This window comes from Shewanella sp. M16 (genome assembly GCF_018224605.1).
GTDB classification, from domain to species: domain Bacteria; phylum Pseudomonadota; class Gammaproteobacteria; order Enterobacterales; family Shewanellaceae; genus Shewanella; species Shewanella oncorhynchi.
This window is the reverse complement of the sequence record NZ_JAGTUL010000002.1, coordinates 160,999-183,194: the sequence shown is the minus strand read 5'-3', so window position 1 is coordinate 183,194 and position 22,196 is coordinate 160,999. Positions and strand designations below refer to the sequence as shown.

19 protein-coding genes are annotated in these 22,196 nt (G+C 47.5%); 14 read left to right on the top strand and 5 right to left on the bottom strand.

The window, feature by feature from the left end; translation table 11 throughout:
* Positions 1–4 precede the first annotated feature (4 nt).
* Together KFE26_RS02145 and KFE26_RS02140 are read left to right on the top strand one after the other, a co-directional pair.
* Positions 5–3,145 (top strand): efflux RND transporter permease subunit, encoded by a 3,141-nt coding sequence (locus KFE26_RS02145; protein ID WP_212599510.1) that lies wholly within the window; start codon positions 5–7, stop codon positions 3,143–3,145.
* Positions 3,146–3,363: 218 nt separating this feature from the next.
* The gene (locus tag KFE26_RS02140) at positions 3,364–4,530 is read left to right on the top strand and encodes a ribonuclease T2 family protein (protein ID WP_212599509.1); all 1,167 of its coding nucleotides are present in this window, start codon (positions 3,364–3,366) and stop codon (positions 4,528–4,530) included.
* Between the two features lie 76 nt (positions 4,531–4,606).
* Here KFE26_RS02140 and KFE26_RS02135 read toward each other — a convergent pair whose 3' ends face one another.
* From KFE26_RS02135 to plsB, 3 genes are all read right to left on the bottom strand, one after another.
* Positions 4,607–5,380 carry a VOC family protein gene (locus tag KFE26_RS02135; RefSeq protein WP_212599508.1) on the bottom strand — a complete coding sequence of 258 codons (774 nt, stop codon included), beginning with the start codon at positions 5,378–5,380 and terminating at the stop codon, positions 4,607–4,609.
* A gap of 148 nt (positions 5,381–5,528) precedes the next feature.
* A complete protein-coding gene (gene mtr, locus KFE26_RS02130; protein ID WP_173497974.1) occupies positions 5,529–6,785 on the bottom strand; it encodes a tryptophan permease in 1,257 nt (418 codons plus the stop codon).
* Positions 6,785–9,208: a glycerol-3-phosphate 1-O-acyltransferase PlsB gene (plsB, locus tag KFE26_RS02125; RefSeq protein WP_212599507.1), complete on the bottom strand. Its 2,424-nt coding sequence runs from the start codon at positions 9,206–9,208 to the stop codon at positions 6,785–6,787. The genes mtr and plsB overlap by 1 nt, the downstream gene beginning before the upstream one ends.
* Positions 9,209–9,368: 160 nt before the next feature.
* Between plsB and lexA the strand changes: the two genes are divergently transcribed.
* The 6 genes from lexA (at position 9,369) to KFE26_RS02095 (ending at position 15,491) form a co-directional block, all read left to right on the top strand.
* Entirely contained in the window at positions 9,369–9,989 is a 621-nt protein-coding gene (gene lexA / locus KFE26_RS02120; protein WP_212599506.1) for a transcriptional repressor LexA, read from the top strand.
* Positions 9,986–10,498, top strand: coding sequence for a cell division inhibitor SulA (locus tag KFE26_RS02115; protein ID WP_212599505.1), 513 nt, complete (start codon positions 9,986–9,988; stop codon positions 10,496–10,498). The genes lexA and KFE26_RS02115 overlap by 4 nt, the downstream gene beginning before the upstream one ends.
* A gap of 403 nt (positions 10,499–10,901) precedes the next feature.
* On the top strand, positions 10,902–12,434 hold the full coding sequence (gene coxB / locus KFE26_RS02110; RefSeq protein WP_212599504.1) for a cytochrome c oxidase subunit II: 1,533 nt from the start codon (positions 10,902–10,904) through the stop codon (positions 12,432–12,434).
* A 9-nt stretch (positions 12,435–12,443) separates the two neighbouring features.
* A complete protein-coding gene (gene ctaD, locus KFE26_RS02105) occupies positions 12,444–14,036 on the top strand; it encodes a cytochrome c oxidase subunit I (protein ID WP_105250642.1) in 1,593 nt (530 codons plus the stop codon).
* Between the two features lies 1 nt (position 14,037).
* Complete coding sequence (locus KFE26_RS02100) at positions 14,038–14,619, top strand: cytochrome c oxidase assembly protein (RefSeq protein ID WP_198572399.1); 582 nt, start codon at positions 14,038–14,040, stop codon at positions 14,617–14,619.
* The gene (locus KFE26_RS02095) at positions 14,616–15,491 is read left to right on the top strand and encodes a cytochrome c oxidase subunit 3 (protein ID WP_198572400.1); all 876 of its coding nucleotides are present in this window, start codon (positions 14,616–14,618) and stop codon (positions 15,489–15,491) included. The genes KFE26_RS02100 and KFE26_RS02095 overlap by 4 nt, the downstream gene beginning before the upstream one ends.
* A 4-nt stretch (positions 15,492–15,495) precedes the next feature.
* Here the strand turns inward: KFE26_RS02095 and KFE26_RS02090 are convergent, their stop codons facing one another.
* Positions 15,496–15,714, bottom strand: coding sequence for a DUF2909 family protein (locus KFE26_RS02090; protein WP_212599503.1), 219 nt, complete (start codon positions 15,712–15,714; stop codon positions 15,496–15,498).
* On the opposite strand from KFE26_RS02090, the gene KFE26_RS02085 reads away from it, so the two are divergent.
* From KFE26_RS02085 to KFE26_RS02065, 5 genes are all read left to right on the top strand, one after another.
* Positions 15,713–16,477 (top strand): SURF1 family protein, encoded by a 765-nt coding sequence (locus KFE26_RS02085; RefSeq protein WP_212599566.1) that lies wholly within the window; start codon positions 15,713–15,715, stop codon positions 16,475–16,477. The genes KFE26_RS02090 and KFE26_RS02085 overlap by 2 nt on opposite strands.
* A 90-nt stretch (positions 16,478–16,567) precedes the next feature.
* Positions 16,568–17,113, top strand: a complete 546-nt coding sequence (locus KFE26_RS02080; protein ID WP_212599502.1) for a hypothetical protein — start codon at positions 16,568–16,570, stop codon at positions 17,111–17,113.
* Entirely contained in the window at positions 17,113–18,090 is a 978-nt protein-coding gene (locus KFE26_RS02075; RefSeq protein WP_105250647.1) for a COX15/CtaA family protein, read from the top strand. The genes KFE26_RS02080 and KFE26_RS02075 overlap by 1 nt, the downstream gene beginning before the upstream one ends.
* Positions 18,091–18,104: 14 nt before the next feature.
* Positions 18,105–19,010, top strand: coding sequence for a heme o synthase (gene cyoE / locus KFE26_RS02070; protein ID WP_105250648.1), 906 nt, complete (start codon positions 18,105–18,107; stop codon positions 19,008–19,010).
* Positions 19,011–19,057: 47 nt separating this feature from the next.
* A complete protein-coding gene (locus KFE26_RS02065; RefSeq protein WP_173497969.1) occupies positions 19,058–19,690 on the top strand; it encodes an SCO family protein in 633 nt (210 codons plus the stop codon).
* On the opposite strand, the gene KFE26_RS02060 is transcribed toward KFE26_RS02065, so the two are convergent.
* Positions 19,691–20,737 carry a polysaccharide deacetylase family protein gene (locus KFE26_RS02060; RefSeq protein WP_168827212.1) on the bottom strand — a complete coding sequence of 349 codons (1,047 nt, stop codon included), beginning with the start codon at positions 20,735–20,737 and terminating at the stop codon, positions 19,691–19,693. It abuts the gene before it with no gap.
* Positions 20,738–20,759: 22 nt separating this feature from the next.
* On the opposite strand from KFE26_RS02060, the gene KFE26_RS02055 reads away from it, so the two are divergent.
* Positions 20,760–22,127, top strand: a complete 1,368-nt coding sequence (locus KFE26_RS02055; RefSeq protein WP_212599501.1) for an MATE family efflux transporter — start codon at positions 20,760–20,762, stop codon at positions 22,125–22,127.
* The last annotated feature ends 69 nt before the right edge of the window (positions 22,128–22,196 follow it).

Below are 22,196 nucleotides of genomic sequence, written 5' to 3'. Positions count from 1 at the left end.
CGTTATGTTGAAATATATTATTGAGGCGTCCATCAGGCAGCGATTGATGGTGTTGATCATTGCCATCATGATCACTGTCTGGGGCGTACAGGAGCTGCGCAAAACGCCGCTTGATGCACTGCCCGATCTGTCGGATGTGCAAGTGATTATTAAAACTTCCTACCCAGGGCAAGCGCCTAAATTGGTAGAAGAACAAGTCACTTACCCTTTATCTACCGCCATGTTAGCTGTACCCGGCGCCAAAACGGTACGCGGCTATTCCATGTTCGGCGATTCTTATGTCTATGTGATTTTTGAAGATGGCACAGATATCTACTGGGCGCGCTCACGGGTATTAGAATACTTAAGTCAGATCAGCAGTCGATTGCCACAGGGCGTACAACCGTCCCTTGGCCCCGATGCCTCAGGTGTGGGTTGGGTATATGAATATGCGCTGGTCGATCGCTCCGGCAGTTTAGATTTATCACAACTCAAAAGCCTGCAGGACTGGTATCTTAAATTAGAGCTACAAAGCGTGGCTGGCGTGTCTGAAGTCGCCACCGTCGGTGGTATGGAGCAGACCTACCAGATCGTACTCGAACCCGACAAAATGGCGATCTATAAACTGGATATAGCCAGCATTAAAGATGCGATAGAAAAATCTAATAGCGAAGCGGGTGGCTCGGTCATCGAAATGGCTGAAGCCGAGTATATGGTGCGCGCCAAAGGCTATCGCCAGACGCTAGAGGATTTTCGTGAAATTCCCCTTGGTATCACCAGCCCTTCTGGTACAGGTTTATTACTGAAAGATGTTGCTACCGTGCGCAAAGGCCCTGCCTCACGCCGCGGTATAGCCGAACTTGACGGCGAAGGTGAAGTCGTAGGCGGCATTATTGTGATGCGTTACGGCGAAAATGCTTTATCCACGATTGATGCCGTAAAAGCTAAACTTGAAGAACTGAAAGCAGGTTTACCCGATGGTGTAGAAATCATCCCCACCTATGACAGATCCCAATTAATCCTTAATTCCGTTGATAATTTATTCAGCAAGGTCGTCGAAGAAATGCTAGTGGTAGGGTTGGTCTGCCTGCTGTTTTTACTGCACGCACGCTCAACCTTAGTCGCCATCATTACCCTGCCGCTATCCATCCTTATCGCTTTTATCGTGATGAATAAGATGGGTGTGAACGCCAATATCATGAGCCTTGGCGGCATCGCCATTGCTATCGGCGCCGTGGTGGATGGCGCGATTGTGATGATCGAAAACCTGCACAAACATTTAGAACATTTCAAAGCCGAACATGATCGCGAACCCGATACTAAGGAGCATTGGCGCATCGTCACCGAAGCGTCGATTGAAGTCGGCCCTGCGTTATTTTTCTCATTGATTATTATCACCTTAAGCTTTGTGCCTGTGTTCGCACTCGAAGCGCAGGAAGGTCGATTATTCGCACCGCTGGCCTATACCAAATCCTTTGCTATGGCCGCTTCCGCATTATTAGCAATCACATTAGTGCCAGTCTTAATGGGCTATTTTATTCGGGGAAAAATTCCGAGTGAGCATAAAAATCCCATCAGTCGCGTGCTGATCGCTTTATATAAGCCCTCGCTTAATCTGGTACTTAGGTTTCCTAAAATCACCCTAGGATTAGCATTGATTGCCTTAGTCAGCGCTTGGTATCCGATGACGCGCATGGGCAGTGAGTTTATGCCCGCCCTTGAAGAAGGCGATTTGCTCTACATGCCAACAGCATTGCCCGGTATCAGTGCCAGTAAGGCCGCCGAAGTCTTGCAGCAAACCGACCGCTTGATTAAAACCGTGCCCGAAGTGGCCCGCGTGTTTGGTAAGGTAGGCCGCGCCGAAACCGCGACCGATCCCGCGCCGCTGACCATGCTTGAAACCACTATCATGCTCAAACCCCATGAGGAATGGCGTGAAGGCATGACTTTAGATGGCATCATTGCCCAACTACAGCAAACCGTCAAAGTACCAGGACTCACCAATGCTTGGGTACAACCCATCAAAACCCGTATTGACATGCTCTCGACGGGGATAAAAACCCCCGTCGGCATTAAGATCACTGGTGCCGATGTCAACGAGCTGCAAAGCATAGGAGCTAAGATAGAAGCCATTCTCAGCAAAGTGCCACACACAAAATCAGCCTATGCTGAACGCAGTGGTGGTGGGCGTTATATCGATATCACTCCCAAACTGGATGTCGCCGCACGTTACGGTATGTCACTGCAAGATATTCAAGATGTCGTGCGTTACGCCATTGGCGGTATGGATATTGGCGAGTCGGTACAAGGGGCTGAGCGCTATCCCATCAACCTACGTTATCCCCGTGAGCTACGCGATAATATCGAAAAGCTGCGCGAACTCCCTGTGATCACTAAATCGGGAAATTATCTACCACTGCGAAATTTAGCGGATATAGAAATCACCGATGGTGCACCTATGCTCACCAGTGAAAACGGTCGCTTAATCTCTTGGGTGTTTATCGATATTGAAGGCACGTCTATCGGCGAATACATTACTACCGCCAAGCAAGCATTAACTGCCGAACTTAAAGTGCCCCCGCGCTACAGCTATACCTTCGCAGGACAGTACGAGTATATGCTGCGAGTCGATGCAAAACTGAAGCAAGTGATCCCTATGGCCTTAGGTGTGATATTCATCCTGTTGATGATGACATTTGGCTCTACTTTGCAGGCGAGTATTATCATGCTCAGCCTCCCATTCGCGCTGGTCGGCAGCACTTGGCTATTGTATCTACTGGATTACAACATCTCAGTCGCCGTCGCAGTCGGTATGATTGCTTTGGCGGGCGTTGCCGCGGAGTTTGGGGTAATCATGCTGATTTACCTTAATAATGCCATTAAGCACAGGCAAGAGAAGAATAACTACCATACAGTTACCGATCTCAAAGAAGCTTTAATGGAAGGTGCTGTTATGCGTATTCGCCCCAAAGCCATGACAGTAGCAACCATCTTCTTCGGCCTACTCCCCATTATGTGGGGTGCAGGATCGGGTAACGATGTGATGCAAAAAATTGCCGCACCTATGGTCGGTGGTATGGTTACTGCCCCATTATTGTCACTGTTTGTACTACCCGCACTTTATTTACTGATTTACTCGCGTAAATTAAAGAAAGATGCGGCGTAATTGAGTTTACGGCACTAGAACACCGATAAAAATCCCCTCAAACCATTAACGTTTGAGGGGATTTTCTCATTCAATCAGATTAAAAATCTAATTTTACAACAGTGCCATACACCACTCTGGGTAAAATAAGCCTCTAAGTTTATAGCGCTTATGTGTACCATTGACTCAGTGCCACACAGAATTGACTCAATTCACTGCCGTAGGAAGGATCCCATCACATGACCAAGTCATTTTGTTTAACCATCAGCCGGATATGGCCGCAAGCACTTTCCCTTAAAACCCCATCACGTGCGTTACTTGCTGCATTCGGTTTATGCTCTGCGCTCATCATTACAGCACCCGCCTTTGCCGCACCTGCAACTGGTGAATTCGTTGCCGACAAACGCTGTGAGCTATTTCAATCGAAAAATAAGCAGACGAATCCAGACCAATGGCAGAGCAATATTGGTGAGCGCTACCCTGTACTTGAAACCCTCGGCAATAGCGCTAAACCTGATTGGCTAAGAGTGCGCACCAATGCGGTGAAGTCTCCCATGCGTTGGATCAGCGGCGATTGTGGTCAATATCTATCTAATGTTGCTGGCAGTAATTTATCAACACCTGCAACGGCGGCGGAACCGGCGCAAACCACCACGGCATCGGACATCAAAGCAAAAAGCCGAGATAGCCTTAAAGAGCATGGTAACCCAGAGAAACGCCAAGGGAATCAATGTCAAATCGGTGGCGAATTCGATGCTAACGTGCTCGCATTAAGCTGGCAAAGCACCTTTTGTGAACTCTATGGCCGCCGTAAAGCCGAATGCCGCGCCCTCAGCCAAACGCCAGAATCGAGCCAATGGCAACACTTCAGCCTGCACGGACTGTGGCCGAATAAACAACAATGCGGCACGCGATATGGCTATTGCAGCACAGTCAAGCTGCAACCGAATGATTTCTGTACTTATCCAGAGTTTGAACTGAATCCATCGGTGCGCAAAAATTTAGAAGAAGTCATGCCAAGCGCCCAATATGGCACCTGTTTAGAACGCCACGAATGGTGGAAACACGGCACTTGCCGTAGCCAAGACCCTAACGAGTACTTTTTATTGGCAACCCAGCTGACCCAAGCGGTCAATGCCTCGGCATGGGTACAAAAATTTATTCATGACAACATAGGTAAGAGTGTCAGTAAAAGTGAGTTAAACCAAAGTTTTGATAGCAGCTTCGGTCAAGGCGCTCACACTAAAATGAGTCTTGAATGTGGCAAGGGATTACTGAGTGAAATCCGCATTAACTTGCCCGAAGTCATTAAAACCTCCGACTCCTTACCTAGCCTACTCGCCAAAGCCAATAAGGCCTCAAAAGGCTCCTGCCCTGAAACAATCATGATTGATAACGCTAATTAAACAAATAGTTAGACAAATAAAAACGGCGATTTAGCGTCGCCGTTTTTAACCTTAATGACAGTCCTTAATATGGCCGTCACATCTGATTAAGCTTGATCACCGCAAAGGTAGCGCCTTGGGCGTCAGCAATGACAGAAAATCGTCCCACATCAGGGATATCACTAGGCGGTATGCACACTTGCGCGCCTAACGCTTGGGCTTTTTCTGCAAATGCATCGCAATCGGCTACTGCAAAATAAAGCAGCCAATGGGGAGAAATATCGCCCCATTCGGGCATTATCGTCATCATGCCGCCGATGGATTGACCATTAAGCTGCCATTCTGAGTATTCAATGTCAGGCATGTCACTCGGCATGTTGGTCCAAGGGAAGATTTTGCAGTAAAAGGCTTCTTCAGTACGCGGCTCTTTGCAAGCCAGCTCAACCCAGCAAAGGGTATTGAGTTCACCCTGACGGCGAGCACCTATGTGGTTCTTCGCTTGCCATAAAGCAAAGCGTGCGCCTTCAGGATCGCTCACCTGCGCCATCACGCCCGCATCACCCACAATATGCGGCCCCATGTGCACTTGGCCGCCCGCCGCTTGAATCTCTGCAATGCTGGCATCGATATCATCGACGGCAAAGTAGATACGCCAGTGGCTGGGGATATGTGCTTCTGACTCAGGGATTTGATACATGGCGCCTAAGTCATCTCCCGCTAAATTAAATAGCGAAAAGTGACCTTCAGGGATCGGCATTTCAACCGAGTTCCAACCAAATAACGCTTGGTAAAATGCTGTTGCTCCCTGCCAATCATGGCTTGCAAGTTCAACCCAACATGCATGTCCTTGTGCGTACTGAGTCATTTTCATTATCGGCTCCTTTGTTTTAACAATCATTCGAGTTAAGCCTGAGTTTGTATTTCTGTCCAGTATTCAGGTTAAAAAGATCTGTAAGACAAAACTCAACCGTTAAAGACAAAAAAGCCCTCACATGGAGGGCTTAAATCATCACAACAAATTAGGAATATTGCGGCAGTAAATTTGCCATCGCGAGCAGATGACATGCACCCGTGACTATGCCAAATAACACCACAAGAATAATCAGCGGTGTACCGCCTATCACTCTAAAACCTGTGCTATCGGGGAACAACTGCCGCGATTTATAGGCCATCAGCGCCGGGACGATTACCGCCCACACAGTTGCCGCTAATGCCGCAAAGCCAATCGCTACTAAGAAGCCATCGGGAAACAGTAATCCTAAAATCGTCGGCGGCACAAAGGTCACTAACGCGGTTTTCATTCGGCCAGAGCGTGAATCATCAAAACCAAACAAATCGGCAAGATAATCGAACAGACCTAAGGTCACCCCTAAGAAAGATGAAGCCACGGCTAAGTTAGCAAACAGGGTCAACATACTGTTTAACCAGCTACTCGCCATCACCTCAGACAAAGCGCCCACCAACACACCCATATTGCCGCCTTGGGCAATAATGTCGATAAACTGGCTGCGGGGAATATTACCCATAGTCGCCACTAACCAACAGGCATAAATCACCAGCGCGATAAAGGTGCCGACGAAAATCGCCTTGATAATGGTGGAGGAATCTTTGCCGTAATACTTCACTAAGCTGGGAACGTTACCATGGTAACCAAAACTGGCGAGACCAAAGGGCAGCGCCGCCCACAGATAAGGTGAAAAGCTGTTATTACCATCGGGTTCGAGCAACTTAGTCACATCAATTTCGATCAATAAATTGCCGATAGCGAGGAAGAAGGTAATGATCATACCGCCGAGCATAATCGTCGTAATGCGATCCACGGCTTTAGTACTGATCAACACTATGCTCGCCAATACTATGGCAAATACTAGCCCTGCCACACTTTGCGGTAACTCAATTCCCATGCCCTGCAAGCTGTGATTCACAATCGAACCACCGCCGCTGATATAGGCATAAGTCAAAATATACAACACGAAAGCGATAGAAACGCCGTTCACTATCCGCCAAAACTGCCCAAGAGTTTGCTTGCTTAAGGTATCGAAGCTAGCACCAGGTTCGAAATGTAAATTGGTTTCGAGCAACAATAAGCCCGACATCAACATGCAAAACCAAATACCCAATAACATTAAAATCGAATAGCCAAACCACATACCTGCACCGACCACGGGCAGAGAAAACATCCCAGCACCTACGGTCGTGCCAGCAATAATCATGGCACCACCAAGCAAGGACTTACCTGCGGGCTTATGCTTAGCCGCATTCATATGATTTGCCATTAAACTGTGTGCTCCGCGGTGACACTTGCCACTATCGTTTGTCTCACTGACGGACGTAATAAGCTATTGGCCTGATCTCGTATGCGATTGATATTGGACTTATCTTCACTATCCGCCAGATATCCCAATTCTTTGAGCTTCACGCTCAAAGTACCGTAGAGTTTTTTATCGTAGAACTCAGGCGCGGTAATGCCATGTAAAGCCCCTAAACGCTGGGCAAGTAAATGGCTCTCAGACTCAAGTTCTGAGCGCTCCATCTTAGGTCTGTTCGCTAACAGATTGAAAATAATAGCGTAGCGTTGCAGAGTCTCGCTCACTGAACTGGCTAACAACAATAATTGGCTTGAGTGCTCAGGCACGACAGCTAAAGTATCTGTCTCAACCACTAAACCTAGCCCAATCAGGAAATCCAGTACTTGCTCAACATAGGCTGGTAAGTCTTTAATTCCCATGAAGAGTTCGGCTTTCAGCAGTGGATAAAAATCGGCAACGATTGAAACGACTTGCTGGCGCGGGATCTGTTCATTGTGGGTTAAACAACTCGCAATTAATGACGGCACGATAAATAAGTGAATGATATTGTTACGATAGTAAGTCATAGATACAGCCTGACTCGCTTCGATAGACACTATTTCCCCTAAAGGATCGGCACTAACAACAAACTTATTCAGCTCTAAACCTTGCTGCACTAAATGCTTACCATCACCTTCGGCAACAGATGTATAAGAAGTGTAAGGCACTTTTTTGAGTAGGGTCAGATACAAATCAAGCTGACGCTCCAGCAGACTACGTTCTAAGGCGTTTTGATCTGTCGCCAGTAAAACTAAGCTGGTCAAAGTCACCGAACTCGCCGCTGCGGCATCATTGATACGCGTCATCACCCGATTAGCCAGCACGTTTACCGCTGGCGTTAACCAACTTGGTTTCTGCTCGGGATCATCGGCCAACTCAGCACGCCAGTTTGGCGCACGCTCATTTAAGAAATTTTGCAGGGTAATAGGCTCGCCAAAATTCACATAACCTTGGCCAAAATTACCTAATTTGCGAATGGCACCAAACACCTGCCACACAGATTCTTTTTTCTTTTTCTTACCGCTTAACTCTTTATGGTAAGTCGCCACTTCCATCACATGGTCATAGCCTAAATACACAGGCACAAGTGTGACAGGACGTTCAATACCGCGCAGTACGCTGTTCATCGTCATGGCGATCATGCCAGTTTTCGGCGCCAACAGACGGCCAGTACGTGAACGGCCGCCTTCGGAGAAGTATTCCACTGAATAACCTTTAGCAAACAGCTGGTCTAAATACTCACGAAATACTGCGGTGTATAGCTTGTTGCCATTAAAACTACGGCGGATAAAGAAGGCACCACCGCGACGGAACATAGGTCCCGCGGGCCAGAAATTGAGGTTAATGCCGGCAGCAATGTGCGGCGGAACCATGCCTTGATAATACAAAATATACGATAACAGCAGGTAATCCATGTGGCTGCGATGGCAAGGCACATAAACAATCTCGTGGCCATCGTGGTGTAACTGCCGAACTTGCTCGGCGCCTTTAATGTTGATCCCGCTGTAAAGCTTGTTCCACAGCCAAGTTAAAAAACGCTCGGCAATACGCACTAAACTGTCTGAGTAATCGGCAGCGATTTCATCGAGATACTCAATAGCCGTCTCGCGCGCTTGGGTCTCAGAAATCTTTTTACTAGCGGCCTCTTCTTGAATCGCTTTGCGCAGCGACTCAGATTTGAGTAACGAATGAAACAGTGCTTGGCGGTTTGGCAGCACAGGCCCTGTCATTACCTTACGTTGACGACGGAAATGCACGCGTGCAACCCGTGCTAACTTATGGGCAATCCCCATGTCGGTGCCATGTTCGTCAGCCATGTAACGCAGGGATACGGCATTCGAAAACTGCACGAAGTTATGTCGACCTAAGAACAAAATCATCAAGCACTTGCGCAGCCAAGTCGGGTTTTCCCGCTCAAATACGGCCGCCTTCATAGTGTCGTCTTCTTTCCCTGGCGTTCGACCCCAATACAAGCTCACGGGCACAAGTTGGATATCCAATTCAGGACGTTCCTTATGCACGGCTAACAAACGCATAAAGCATTCGAGGAAAGGCTCATTACCAGCACGTTCGCCAAACAGTGGCTTACGTCCTTGAAGACAGACAACCCGAGGCGCAATCACACCATTAGCCACTAGAGGCTCATAAGGGCTTGGTAAGCCTAACTTAGCCGTTATTTCGCTCAAAGCAGCTATGTCACTAAGGGATTCTGTTTTCATCACATAAACAAGGGGTCTGGAAGCATCCAGATTCAGATCGGCAAAGGGATCCTGAGGCACCACAATAGTGTGCACTAAGTGTTTTTGGATCCAACGTAATGATTTCAACCAAAGAGAGTCGTGTTTAGGCATTATTCTTATGCAATTAAGTGCGTTTACTAGCCCGATAGAATACCAGACTATGGGCAATATTCGCTAATTCTCTCCAACATAGCTAAAAAGTGGTTAATACTTGCGCTGCAAATAATACTGTATATACTAACAGTAACTGTATAGAAAAACAGGAAACACCATGAGACCTTTGACGCCACGCCAAGCTGAAATTTTAGAGCTAATTAAACGAAATATTGCCGATACTGGCATGCCACCCACTCGGGCAGAAATCGCAACCCGTTTAGGTTTTAAGAGCGCCAATGCGGCTGAAGAACACCTTAAAGCGTTGGCGAAAAAGGGCTGCATTGAGATCATGCCTGGCACATCTCGGGGCATTCGTCTGCCTGCGGAAATCGAAGATTTGACTGAAACAGGTTTACCGCTCATCGGCCAAGTGGCCGCGGGTGAACCTATCCTCGCCCAAGAACATGTTGAACAGTACTACCAAGTCGACCCAAGCATGTTCCATCCCGCCGCCGATTTTTTACTGCGAGTAAAGGGCGACAGCATGAAAAATATCGGTATTCTCGAAGGTGATTTGCTGGCAGTTCATAAAGTAGAGCAAGCTAGAAATGGTCAAGTGGTTGTCGCTAGAGTCGATGACGATGTCACTGTTAAACGTTTCGAAAAAAAAGGTAATGTAGTCTATCTACACGCCGAAAATGAAGACTATTCCCCGATTAAAGTGGATTTAGGCTATCAAAGTTTAACAATTGAAGGACTCGCCGTCGGTGTGATCCGTAATGGAGATTGGCTATGAACAAACTACTTGGCAATGCACCCCGCCATCCGGGCTTGTGGCTCGATGAAGTCCGTGATGCTGACTATGACTGGCACCATGCACCTATCGCCTGTATGCCAACTAAGACTCAAGGTCGCCAAGAATTAATTCATCTGAGTGCACAACTCGCTCAGTTAAGCCAACAGGGCCGTTGGTTAGTGCTCATCAACCCACCAAGTATTGGCTACAAGCAAACACTCGCTAGCGCAGGTGTGCGTATGGATAGAGTCTTACTGGTACATGCTAAAGATGAAGTCGAAACCCTGTGGGCGATGGAAAAAGCCCTAACAAGTGGTACGTCCAGTGCAGTCATTACTTGGACTCAATCATTAGATGCGCGGGATAATCGACGCCTACAAATCGTGGCTAAAAGTGCCCGAGCTATGGGCATAGTGCTTGAAGACGTAAATAGTCACTTACATGCCGACGTACGCATTGAGCAAGGCAATCTCTTCGGTCAGCAATCTTTTTTTAGCGCTGTACACTAAATATTCATTTAATTTTTTACCTTGAAAGCCGCCTCACCTATGAATGTGAGGCTTTTTTTTGGCAATTTTTCAGATAATTAGATAAATAAGTGATCTTGATCAATATTTAAACAGCAAGTATGGTTGGTTAAGTCGGTGGTGATATATCACCTTCCGTGGTCAATGAATCGAGTATTTATCGAACTCGAAGCGCCACTAAAAATAGAGAACAAATTTATTTCAGCAGTATGTGCCAGCGTGGCTAATTACCAGCAGTAACAATACTTGATTAAAAGTAACAGCCGCCAACGCACGTTGAAGTCAAAAAAGCTTTTTTGGGAACTGAAGAGTTTGCATAGAGTTGAGACTTACTGTGTTGCTCTTCTTTGTAGTTGCTATTCGCAATTGGCAGAGGAGAAGTCTTGTGAAGCAATTGTTGTATTGTTTACTCGTGGTGCTTTTCGCACCACCGTTGACCGCCGCGGACATGCGGTTCAACATGACCCCTGGCGTGACCGAGATCAGTGGCAAGGTTTATCACTTGCACATGACCATCTTGTATATCTGCTGCGCAATAGGCCTAGTGGTCTTTGGCGTCATGATTTACGCCATGATCAACCACAGAAAATCCAAAGGCGCTGTCGCGTCCCACTTTCACGAAAGCACTAAAGTTGAAATCGCTTGGACGATTCTGCCATTTATCATTTTGATCTTAATGGCGATTCCAGCGACAAAAACTTTAATCGCAATGGAAGATCCCAGCAACGCCGATCTCACCGTAAAAGTCACGGGGTCCCAATGGAAATGGCATTACAGCTATTTCGATCAAGATATTGATTTTTATAGCATACTGACAACACCCAGAGCACAAATTGAAGGCACCGAAACCAAGGGTGAAAACTATCTATTGGAAGTCGATAAACCGCTCGTTCTACCGATAAACCGCAAAATCCGCTTTCTGATGACTTCAGAGGATGTCATCCATTCCTGGTGGGTACCCGCCTTTGCCATTAAGAAAGATGCCAACCCTGGATTTATCAATGAGGCTTGGACTCGCATCGACAAACCCGGCATTTACCGCGGTCAATGCGCCGAACTTTGCGGAAAAGACCATGGTTTTATGCCTATCGTAGTACAAGCGTTACCTGAAGCCGAGTTTGAGGCTTGGGTAACAGAGCAGAAACAAGCCGCAGGTGCTGCGGCTGAAGCCGCTCAAGCCGCTTTATCACAAACCCTAAGTAAAGAAGAGTTGATGACTCAAGGTGAACAAGTTTACCTCGGGCACTGCGCAGCCTGCCACCAGCCCAATGGCGAAGGGTTGCAAGGCGTATTTCCGCACCTTAAAGGTAGCCCGATTGCAACGGGACCGCTCAGCGGCCACCTTGAAATTGTGCTCAACGGTAAAACGGGTACAGCCATGCAAGCGTTTAGTAAGCAATTGACTGCACAAGAAATCGCGGCAGTGACTACCTACGAGCGTAATGCTTGGGGCAATAATACTGGCGATGCAGTGCAAGCCAAAGACGTCAACGAGTACATGAACGGCAATTCTGCACAAACATCCGCCGCGGTACCAAGCAGTACAACTCCGACACCCGCACCTGCAGACGTCTCAGCTGCAATCGATCCCGCAAGCCTCCCCACACTCAGCCATGACGCCCTCATGGCCGAAGGTGAAACTGTCTACGCGACCTTCTGTGCTGCCTGCCATCAAGTGACAGGTGCAGGAATACCACCCGCCTTCCCCGCGCTAGTGGGTAGTGCTATCGCCATTGGACCAGTCGCCAATCACATCGATATTGTGATGCACGGCAAAACGGGCACGGCTATGCAGGCATTTGGCAAACAGCTTAGCCCACAGCAACTTGCAGCAGTCATTACCTATGAACGCAATGCTTGGGATAACAATACCGGCGATACAGTGCAACCTGCTGATATCGCAAGTCATGGACAGTAGGGGATAATGATGAGCACTACGACTCAAGATCAAACCGCAGCCCATGATGACCATCATCATGGTGCGCCAAAGGGCATCATGCGCTGGCTGCTAACCACCAACCATAAAGACATAGGTACTTTGTATTTATGGTTCAGCTTCATTATGTTCTTAACCGGTGGCGCTATGGCCATGGTGATCCGCGCTGAACTCTTTCAACCTGGATTACAATTGGTCGAGCCCAACTTTTTCAACCAAATGACAACTGTTCATGGGCTGATCATGGTATTCGGTGCGGTAATGCCAGCCTTTACAGGGCTCGCTAACTGGCTGATCCCTATGATGATAGGGGCGCCCGATATGGCGCTGCCACGGATGAATAACTGGAGTTTTTGGATACTCCCCTTCGCCTTCACTATCCTTCTCAGTTCGCTATTTATGGAAGGTGGCGGACCTAACTTTGGTTGGACCTTCTACGCACCACTATCAACAACTTATAGCCCAGATAGCACGGCGCTCTTTGTATTTTCTATTCACATCATGGGGATAAGTTCGATCATGGGCGCGATCAACGTGATTGTGACCATAGTGAATTTACGCGCGCCAGGCATGACATGGATGAAGTTACCATTGTTTGTCTGGACTTGGCTTATCACGGCATTCCTACTGATCGCAGTTATGCCCGTACTCGCGGGCGCAGTGACTATGGTGCTGACCGATAAGTTTTTCGGCACGAGTTTCTTCGATGCGGCGGGCGGCGGCGATCCTGTGATGTTCCAGCATATTTTCTGGTTCTTCGGCCACCCTGAAGTTTACATCATGATCTTGCCGTCCTTTGGCATCATCTCTGCCATAGTCCCAGCCTTCAGTCGTAAACCCTTATTTGGCTATGCATCCATGGTTTATGCTACGGCTAGTATTGCAATTCTGTCGTTCCTCGTGTGGGCGCACCATATGTTCACCACAGGTATGCCAGTGTTTGCCGAGCTGTTTTTCATGTATTGCACTATGTTGATTGCAGTGCCAACTGGGGTGAAAGTGTTTAACTGGGTTGCCACTATGTGGCGCGGCTCACTCAGTTTCGAAACGCCCATGCTGTTTGCTGTAGCCTTTATCATACTCTTCACTATTGGCGGTTTTTCGGGATTAATGCTCGCCATTACACCCGCCGACTTCCAGTACCACGATACTTATTTTGTTGTGGCACATTTCCATTATGTGCTCGTGACTGGTGCGATTTTCTCCATCATGGCAGCGGCCTATTACTGGCTACCTAAGTGGACGGGACACATGTACAACGAACGACTGGGACAATGGCATTTCTGGTGCTCGGTGATTTCAGTCAATGTGCTATTTTTCCCGATGCATTTCCTTGGGCTGGCAGGAATGCCAAGGCGTATCCCTGACTACTCGATTCAATTTGCCGATGTTAATCAAATCGTCTCGATTGGTGGGTTCGCCTTCGGCTTATCGCAATTGATTTTCTTAGTATTAGTAATTAAGTGCATCCGTGGCGGCGAAAAAGCTCCCGCTAAACCTTGGGAAGGTTCCGAGGGTTTAGAGTGGACATTGCCAAGCCCTGCGCCTTACCACTCCTTCACGACACCACCTGAGGTGAAATGAAATGGCAACCCAACACCAGCAAGATAAATCTAAGTCAAATCGTAAACTTATCAGCATGTTAGTTATAGGCTGTATTGGCATGTTTGGCTTTGGATTCGCGCTGGTGCCGCTCTACGATGTGTTGTGCGAGCAACTCGGTATCAATGGAAAACCCTCCAATACCGCGAGTAGTTATCAAGCAATCACAGTAGATACAAGCCGAATAGTGACTGTGGAATTTATTTCTCAGGTACAAACAGGCATGCCATGGACATTTGCGCCACAAACCAAACGGCTCGAAGTTCACCCTGGCGAGCTAATCCATACGGCATTTCTGGCGCGCAATATGTCAGCTAAAGCAACGATTGGCCAAGCGATACCTTCAGTTTCGCCCGGACAAGGTGCCGCTTATTTTAATAAAACAGAATGCTTTTGCTTTAATCAACAACCCTTAGCGGCGGACACTAGCGCTGAGCTGCCGCTCATTTTCTATGTGGATCCTCAGTTACCTGAGTCTATCCATACTCTGACCCTCTCTTACACTCTCTACGACATTACCGACAAGCAGTTAGCGTCTGCCATAGAGCAAGGAGCTGCAAAATGACAACGAAACATCAGACTTACTACGTTCCATCCCAAAGTGTCTGGCCTATTGTAGGTGCCATTGGCTTGTTCTTAATCGCCTCTGGTGCAGGCCTTTTCGTGCAACAATTGAAATCAGGTGCATCCGGTGGCGGTTATGTGCTGCTGGTTGGGATAGCTGTGATCCTATTCATGCTGGTGGGTTGGTTTAGAACCGTGATCCAAGAGTCGATGGCAGGGCTCTATTCTAGCCAAATGGATCGATCGTTTCGCCAAGGTATGAGCTGGTTTATTTTTTCGGAAGTTATGTTTTTCGGGGCTTTTTTCGGGGCACTATTTTATGCCCGCATGTTCGCAGTGCCTTGGCTCGGTGGCGCATCGAATAATGCCATGACCCACGAAGTACTCTGGCCTCAGTTTGAAGCTATTTGGCCGCTCATTACTACGCCAGATGGCACTAAAACCCAAGCTATGCCATGGACTGGACTGCCATTAATCAACACTATCGTACTGCTAACCTCCTCAGTTACCTTACATTTCGCCCATGTCAGCCTAGAAAAAGGTAAACGTTCTGCCATTACTCTCTGGCTTGGTATCACCATACTCTTGGGTATGGGTTTCCTTGCCTTACAGGCAGAAGAATATATGCATGCCTACCGGGAAATGGGACTCACCCTGACCTCTGGGATTTATGGCAACACCTTCTTCCTGTTAACTGGCTTTCACGGCATGCATGTCACACTGGGGACGCTCTTTTTATTCGTGTTGTTTTTCAGAGTGTTGAAGGGGCACTTTAGCGCAGATAAACATTTTGCGTTCCAAGCGGGGAGTTGGTATTGGCACTTTGTGGATGTGGTCTGGCTGTGTTTGTTTATTTTCGTTTACGTTCTCTAGTGCTTTAGTAAGGCGTGGGATTGAGGCTAATTAACCCAGTCCCTAAGGCCACCAGCAATAACAAGATAACGAGCACGGAGAAAATCACTCGCCGACCAAGATAACGGCTCATAGGCACTTTTTCATCACCTTTCACCATAATAAACAAGGCGCGACCTAGATTAAAAATGATGAATAGCAACAGCAGAACTAAGACCAACTTAAAAATGAACAGGCTATTCATACAATATCCTCATGTTCTGCTGAATAAATTAACGGTTTTTCTACTGATATTGACTGTGGCTGTATTAACTATATTGGTCAAGTTGGGTTTATGGCAGTTAGCCCGTGGTGAAGATAAAACGACGCTTTCAGCCCAAATGGAAGCAAGGCAAGCTTTGCTGCCATTAAGTTTTGAGCAACTCCAACTCAAGGTCGGCAAAGAAGGCGTAACGGGTTATCGACTGCAAGTACGCGCCACTCCCGCAAGCTCACAAATCTGGCTGCTGGATAATCAAATCTATCAAGGTCAAGTGGGCTATTTAGCCTTTCAACCTCTGCAAGTAGAAGTTGAAAAACCTTGGTTGCTGGTCGAGTTAGGCTTTGTTGCCGCAGGCTCCCATCGGGATGAGTTACCCCACATCACTCCCCTAAGCGGGGCATTAAATATCGAAGGCAGGCTTTATCAAAAGCAAATCAATCCCTTGAGCCAAGCTTTAATGGCAGAAACAGGGACAAGTATTCGCTTTCAAAATTTAAATATGCCCGAAATGACTAAGGTATTAGGGCACCCAGTGTTACCTGTCGTGTTGCAACCAGAGCAATTACCTTCCCTCACATTGCCCCATCCTTGGCAACCTTTCCCACTGTCGGCACAAAAACATTGGGGCTATGCGTTGCAGTGGTTTTCGATGGCAGCCGTATTTGCAGGGCTAATGCTGTGGCAAGGGATTAAATATGTAAAACGCCATAGCGCCCAAACAGTCGCAAACTCAAGGAGCAAATAGGGAAATTCGTACCATAATTAGCAAGACACTAATAAAACTAAATAAATATAAAACAATAAATTAGGGATAATTTGAATGAGAGGAGCAAGCATGAACTCCCAGAACAAATCCAAACACAAAGCATTAGGGCTATTACTGCTGGCGTTTATTGCCCCCGTAGTGATTGCTAAGCTAGTGCTGAGCCTAAATTTATACCATGGCGGTGCGACCAATCATGGCGAGCTGATCAGTCCCGAAACCAGTTATGCCAGCCTTGGGGTTGAAAATTCTAATCCCAAAGAATGGCAACTACTGTATTTATTGCCCGCCAAATGCAACGATGCTTGCCGCGAACGCCTGTATATTTTGCGCCAAAGCCACACAGCGCTAGGGCCAGATCAGGCGCGAGTAGAACCGCTTATCCTCACTCATCCCGACAGCGATCTTAACGCCTTAAGCACCTTTAACTTCAATACTCGTCCCGCCAATGCAGGCTTAAGCAAATGGTTAGATGAACAGCAGCTAATCATAGTAGATCCCTTAGGCAACTTAGTCCTGCGCTACCCTCAAGTGCAGGGCAAAGAAGCACATTTAGCTCAAGGCAAGGCGCTGATTGCGGATCTGCGTAAGTTGTTAAAACTGTCGAGGGTAGATTGATGCAACTAACTTGGATCCTACGCTTAACCTTAGTCTTTACCCTATTGGTGATTTTAATGGGCGCTTACACCCGCCTATCGGATGCAGGGCTCGGCTGCCCCGATTGGCCAGGTTGCTACGGCCATATTAAAGTGCCCACCCAAGACCATGAAATCGCCCATGCGCAAACTATATTCCCAGATCACGATATCAATCCAGAGAAAGCTTGGCTGGAAATGATCCACAGATATATCGCAGGCGGACTTGGCTTACTGGTGTTGTTCATCTTAATTTTGTGCTTAAAAACACCGGAAGCACCCAAAAAGTTGCCGATTATCATAGTGCTGCTGATCCTCTTTCAAGGAGCGCTAGGCATGTGGACTGTGACCATGAAACTCATGCCAATAATTGTGATGTCGCATCTTATTGGTGGCTTTAGCCTAATCTCGCTGCTGTTACTCCTTTACCTGCGAACCCGACCTCGGCGTATATTTAATAGCGAAACCCATGCTCGACATCTCGCACCGTTAGCGTTGGTGAGCCTATTCGTCCTTGTGGGTCAGATTATGTTGGGGGCTTGGACATCATCGAATTATGCGGCGCTCGCCTGCACCTCTTTACCCATCTGTGAGGGAAATTGGGTAGATAACTTAGCAATAGCCGAGGCATTTTCACCGTTCCAAGGCCAACACCCTAGCTTCGAATTTGGGGTGCTCGATTACCCTGCACGAATGACTATCCACGTAGCCCACAGAATTGGCGCTATCGTCACTGCCAGCTTGTTACTCGTGCTCGCCTACCGATTATTTGTTGGCGCTACGGGACTTAAGGCTTTAAGCCTTTTATTAGTGGGCCTAGTCATACTACAAGTGAGCTTAGGTATTTCTAACGTAGTGATGCATTTACCACTCGGTATTGCCGTGTCTCACAACGGTGGTGCGGCACTACTGCTACTGACCTTAGTCACAATCAACTATTTTTTATGGCGCAAAGCATAAGCGAGGGATCCAAGATGGCAAAACCACTCTCAATCACCAGTAGCCTGCCCACTTTCAGCGTAACATGGCGCGCCTATTTTGAAATGACCAAGCCTAAAGTGGTCGCACTCATGCTGCTCACTGTCCTCGTCGGCATGTGTCTGGCTGTGCCCCATGCGGTGCCCGTTCAACCTTTGCTCGCGGGTATGCTTGGAATTGCCATGATGGCGGGTTCTGCGGCGGCGTTGAATCATCTGATCGATCGCCGTATCGATGGCTTAATGGCGCGCACCTACAATCGCCCGCTACCCAAAGGGCGTATTTCTGCCACGCGCGCGTTAATTTTCGCCGCTAGCTTAGGTAGTTTTGGCTTTATCGTCTTATATTCCTTAGTCAATCCACTCACAGCTTGGTTGACCTTTGCCAGCCTGATTGGCTATGCCTTGGTTTATACTGCCTATTTGAAACGCGCAACATCACAAAATATTGTGATCGGTGGCCTTGCGGGAGCTATGCCACCCCTGCTGGGATGGACGGCAGTAACGAACGAATTTCACGGCCATGCGTTATTGCTAGTGATCATCATTTTTACGTGGACGCCGCCACATTTTTGGGCACTGGCCATTCACAGACGCGCCGAATATGCCAAAGTAGATATTCCCATGCTACCAGTCACCCACGGTGTCGAATTTACGAAAACCTGCATCTTGCTCTACACAGTATTGCTGGCGATTGCTTGCCTGTTACCTGTGCTGGTTGGTATGTGTGGGCCAGTGTATTTCGTCAGCTCGAGTTTACTCAGTACGGGATTTATCTATAAAGCATGGCAACTTAAATATCGGGATCATGATGGCTTAGCGATGCAAGTGTTCCGCTTCTCTATCTACCATTTAATGTTGTTATTTATGGCATTACTGCTAGACCACTATTTGTGGAACTAGTGTATGGAACGAGTTTGTCGCGCTAACCTGTATTTATGGAGCGAATAATGCAGAAAAGAATTTTAGTCATCGCCATTTTGTTGTTCGGTCTTGGCGGCCTATTTGCGGTGAAATTTAATCCCCCAAAACCTATCGAGTTAGAGAGCGGTTTTCTGTTTCCACAGGCCTATGAATTAGCGCCCTTTGAATTGGTTGATCAACACAAGCAAGCTTTTACCAATGCCAGTTTGCAGGGGAAATGGAGCTTATTTTTTATCGGTTTTACCTTTTGTCCCGACATTTGCCCTACGACCTTAAATAAACTTGCGGCGGCTTATCCTGATCTAAACAAAATAGCGCCATTGCAGGTAGTGTTTTTATCCGTCGATCCCAAACGGGACACACAGGATAAACTCCTGACCTATGTTAATTTTTTCAATCCAGAATTTAAAGCGGTCACGGGCGAGCAGACACAAATCTTCCCACTCACCCGCAGCTTAGGACTCACTTATGCCATGGTGGGTGAAGGAGAAAATTACCAAGTCGACCATAGTGCAGGTTATGTGTTGGTATCGCCGCAGGGAACGCGAGTTGCGGTATTTAAACCTACGGCAGCGTTAGGCAAACCGCCGCAGGTATTAAATGATAAATTAATTAGCGATTTTGAAAAAATAGTGGCGCAATACAAACCTAGCCGCTGATCACTCTTTAACCCAAGAGCCATCGTCCTTTGGCCTCACCCAAGGCTGAGAAAACCAATAGTAGCCATTGCGCGCCTTACTCGGCGCTGTGCAGTTATAACGCGAGCGCCCCGCAGGCAAGGCTAAATCCGCTTGAACACTAAACTCGTTTTCATTGAGCCAAGTCGGCTGTTTTGAGCCTTGACCTTGGATGTAACACATCACTTGCTTAGCAGAGATATCACTCATATCGAGGGTCACTTTAAGCTCTGGACGCCAATGACCACCCTTTAACTCAGGATCACTTGGGGTTTGTGCAATCACAGGCATATTTAAGCTGTATAACTTTGCCTTAAGGCTTTTTAGGTCAGCATATTGTCCAGCAACGGGGAAACGCGGCAGGGCCGTTAATGGCGAATAAGGCCCCGCGGCACCGGACTGTTGCCCAAAAGCGACAAAGCCGTTCTCAGTTAACATATCCTGCAACGCTTGATTGTACTCACCGTAGGGATACGCCAGCATTTTAAAATTGTGCCCAGTGGCATCTGCAATCGCTTTTTCTGTATCTAAGATATTGGCTTTTATCCGCGCTAACCACTGCGCCTGTGATTCGTTTTCTAAGGCGCGGATCAAATGTTCGTGCGCCCAACTGTGGTTAGCAATATCGGCGCCTTCCTTGGATAATGTGATGAGTTCATCCCAAGTCATCATCTCGGTAAACTTTTGTTTAATCGGCTCAATTGCCACAAACAAGGTGTAGGGGAATCCAAATTCCTTTAGGATAGGATGCGCCGTAGTCGCTATACTGCGATAACCATCATCGAAGGTAATTGCGATTGTTTTAGCGGGTAAATCTTGTTTTTGCTTGATCGCTTCAACCACTTTAGAAAGCGGGATCACCTTAAAGCCGTCATCGACGAGAAACTGCATTTGCTCACGAAATTGCGCGGGCGTAACGCTGGTTGCCGCCGGAGTGGTTTCTGACACATGGTGATATTGCAGAATGACCACGGCATGGGCAGAAAACGTCATTAGCCCTATGAGTGCCAACAGCACACGTTTAACCATAATGTGAACACCTCTGAAATTAATGAATACTGCTAAATCAACTTGGCTCGACCTCATGCTCAACGGCGCGAAAAATCGCCAGTTACTAGCGCTCGCCCTGCCGATGATACTCTCCAATATCACTATCCCGCTTTTGGGCTTAGTCGATACGGCTGTTATAGGCCATCTGAGTGAGGCCTATTATTTAGGGGGAGTCGCTGTCGGGTCAACGATTATCACATTAATCATTTGGTTATTGGGATTTTTGCGTATGGCGACGACAGGTTTAGTCGCGCAAGCCTTTGGTGCTGACGATCTTCACGCCCAGCACAAACTCTTAGTCCAAGGCGCTATGCTAGCGATGTTATTGGGCGCAGGCGTTATCGCACTGCAAGTCCCGATATTGAATTTAGCGTTAGGATTATCCGAAGCAAGTAGCGAGGTCGAACGTTATTGCCGCGAGTATTTTCAGGTACGGATTTGGTCAACGCCCTTCGCCCTGCTCAATTTAGTGATGTTAGGTTGGCTCTTAGGGCGACAACAACCTAAAGCCGCCATGTGGCAGCTGATTTTAGCGAACCTTGCCAATATTATTCTCGATGTGGTGTTTGTCCTCGGCTTGGGCTGGGGCGTTAAAGGTGCTGCCCTCGCCTCAGTCTTTGCCGATATCACTGCTTTCTCAGTCGCACTCACTATGGTGTTACAACAACTCAAGCGTGCACCCGAGTTTCACTTATCCCACCTATTCCCCCATGTCACCCTGACTGGTTATGGCAAATTACTGAGGCTCAACACAGATATTTTTGTCCGTAGCCTCTGCTTGCAGGCAGCTTTTGCCTTTATGACATTCCATGGTGCAGGTCTAGGTGATAATACCGTTGCGGCCAATGCCGTGTTATTGAATTTACTGCTATTAATCTCCTACGCTCTAGATGGTATAGCCTATTATGCCGAGGCAGAAGTCGGCCGTGCCTATGGCCAAAAACAGGCGGAGCAATTACGGGAAGCAGTGATCTTAGCCTGGAGCTGGTCGGCCATTACTGCGTTAGGGTTCTGCGCTGTATTCAGTCTTTTGGGCAGTAATATTATCGCGTTATTGACCAGCATTAATGAGGTCAGAACCACAGCACAGACCTATCTTATTTGGCTGATATTTTTGCCTTTATGGTCTTTTAGCTCGTATTTATTCGACGGAGTCTACATAGGTGCCGCTAAAGGCAAAGTGATGCGCAATAGCATGATACTCGCCACCTTCGGTGCATTTTTCCCGACATGGTATTTGCTGCAGCAACTGTTATTGCCTGAGCAAGGTAACCACGCCCTTTGGGCCGCCATGAGTGTCTTTATGATCGCCAGAAGCCTAACACTTGCGGGGCACTATTATTTCAGCAAAAGCTTTTTGAATAAATAAATCTGTAAAGACAGTAGTTTACAAATCTCAAAATCACTATGATGTTGATTTTACAATTGTAACAAAGAT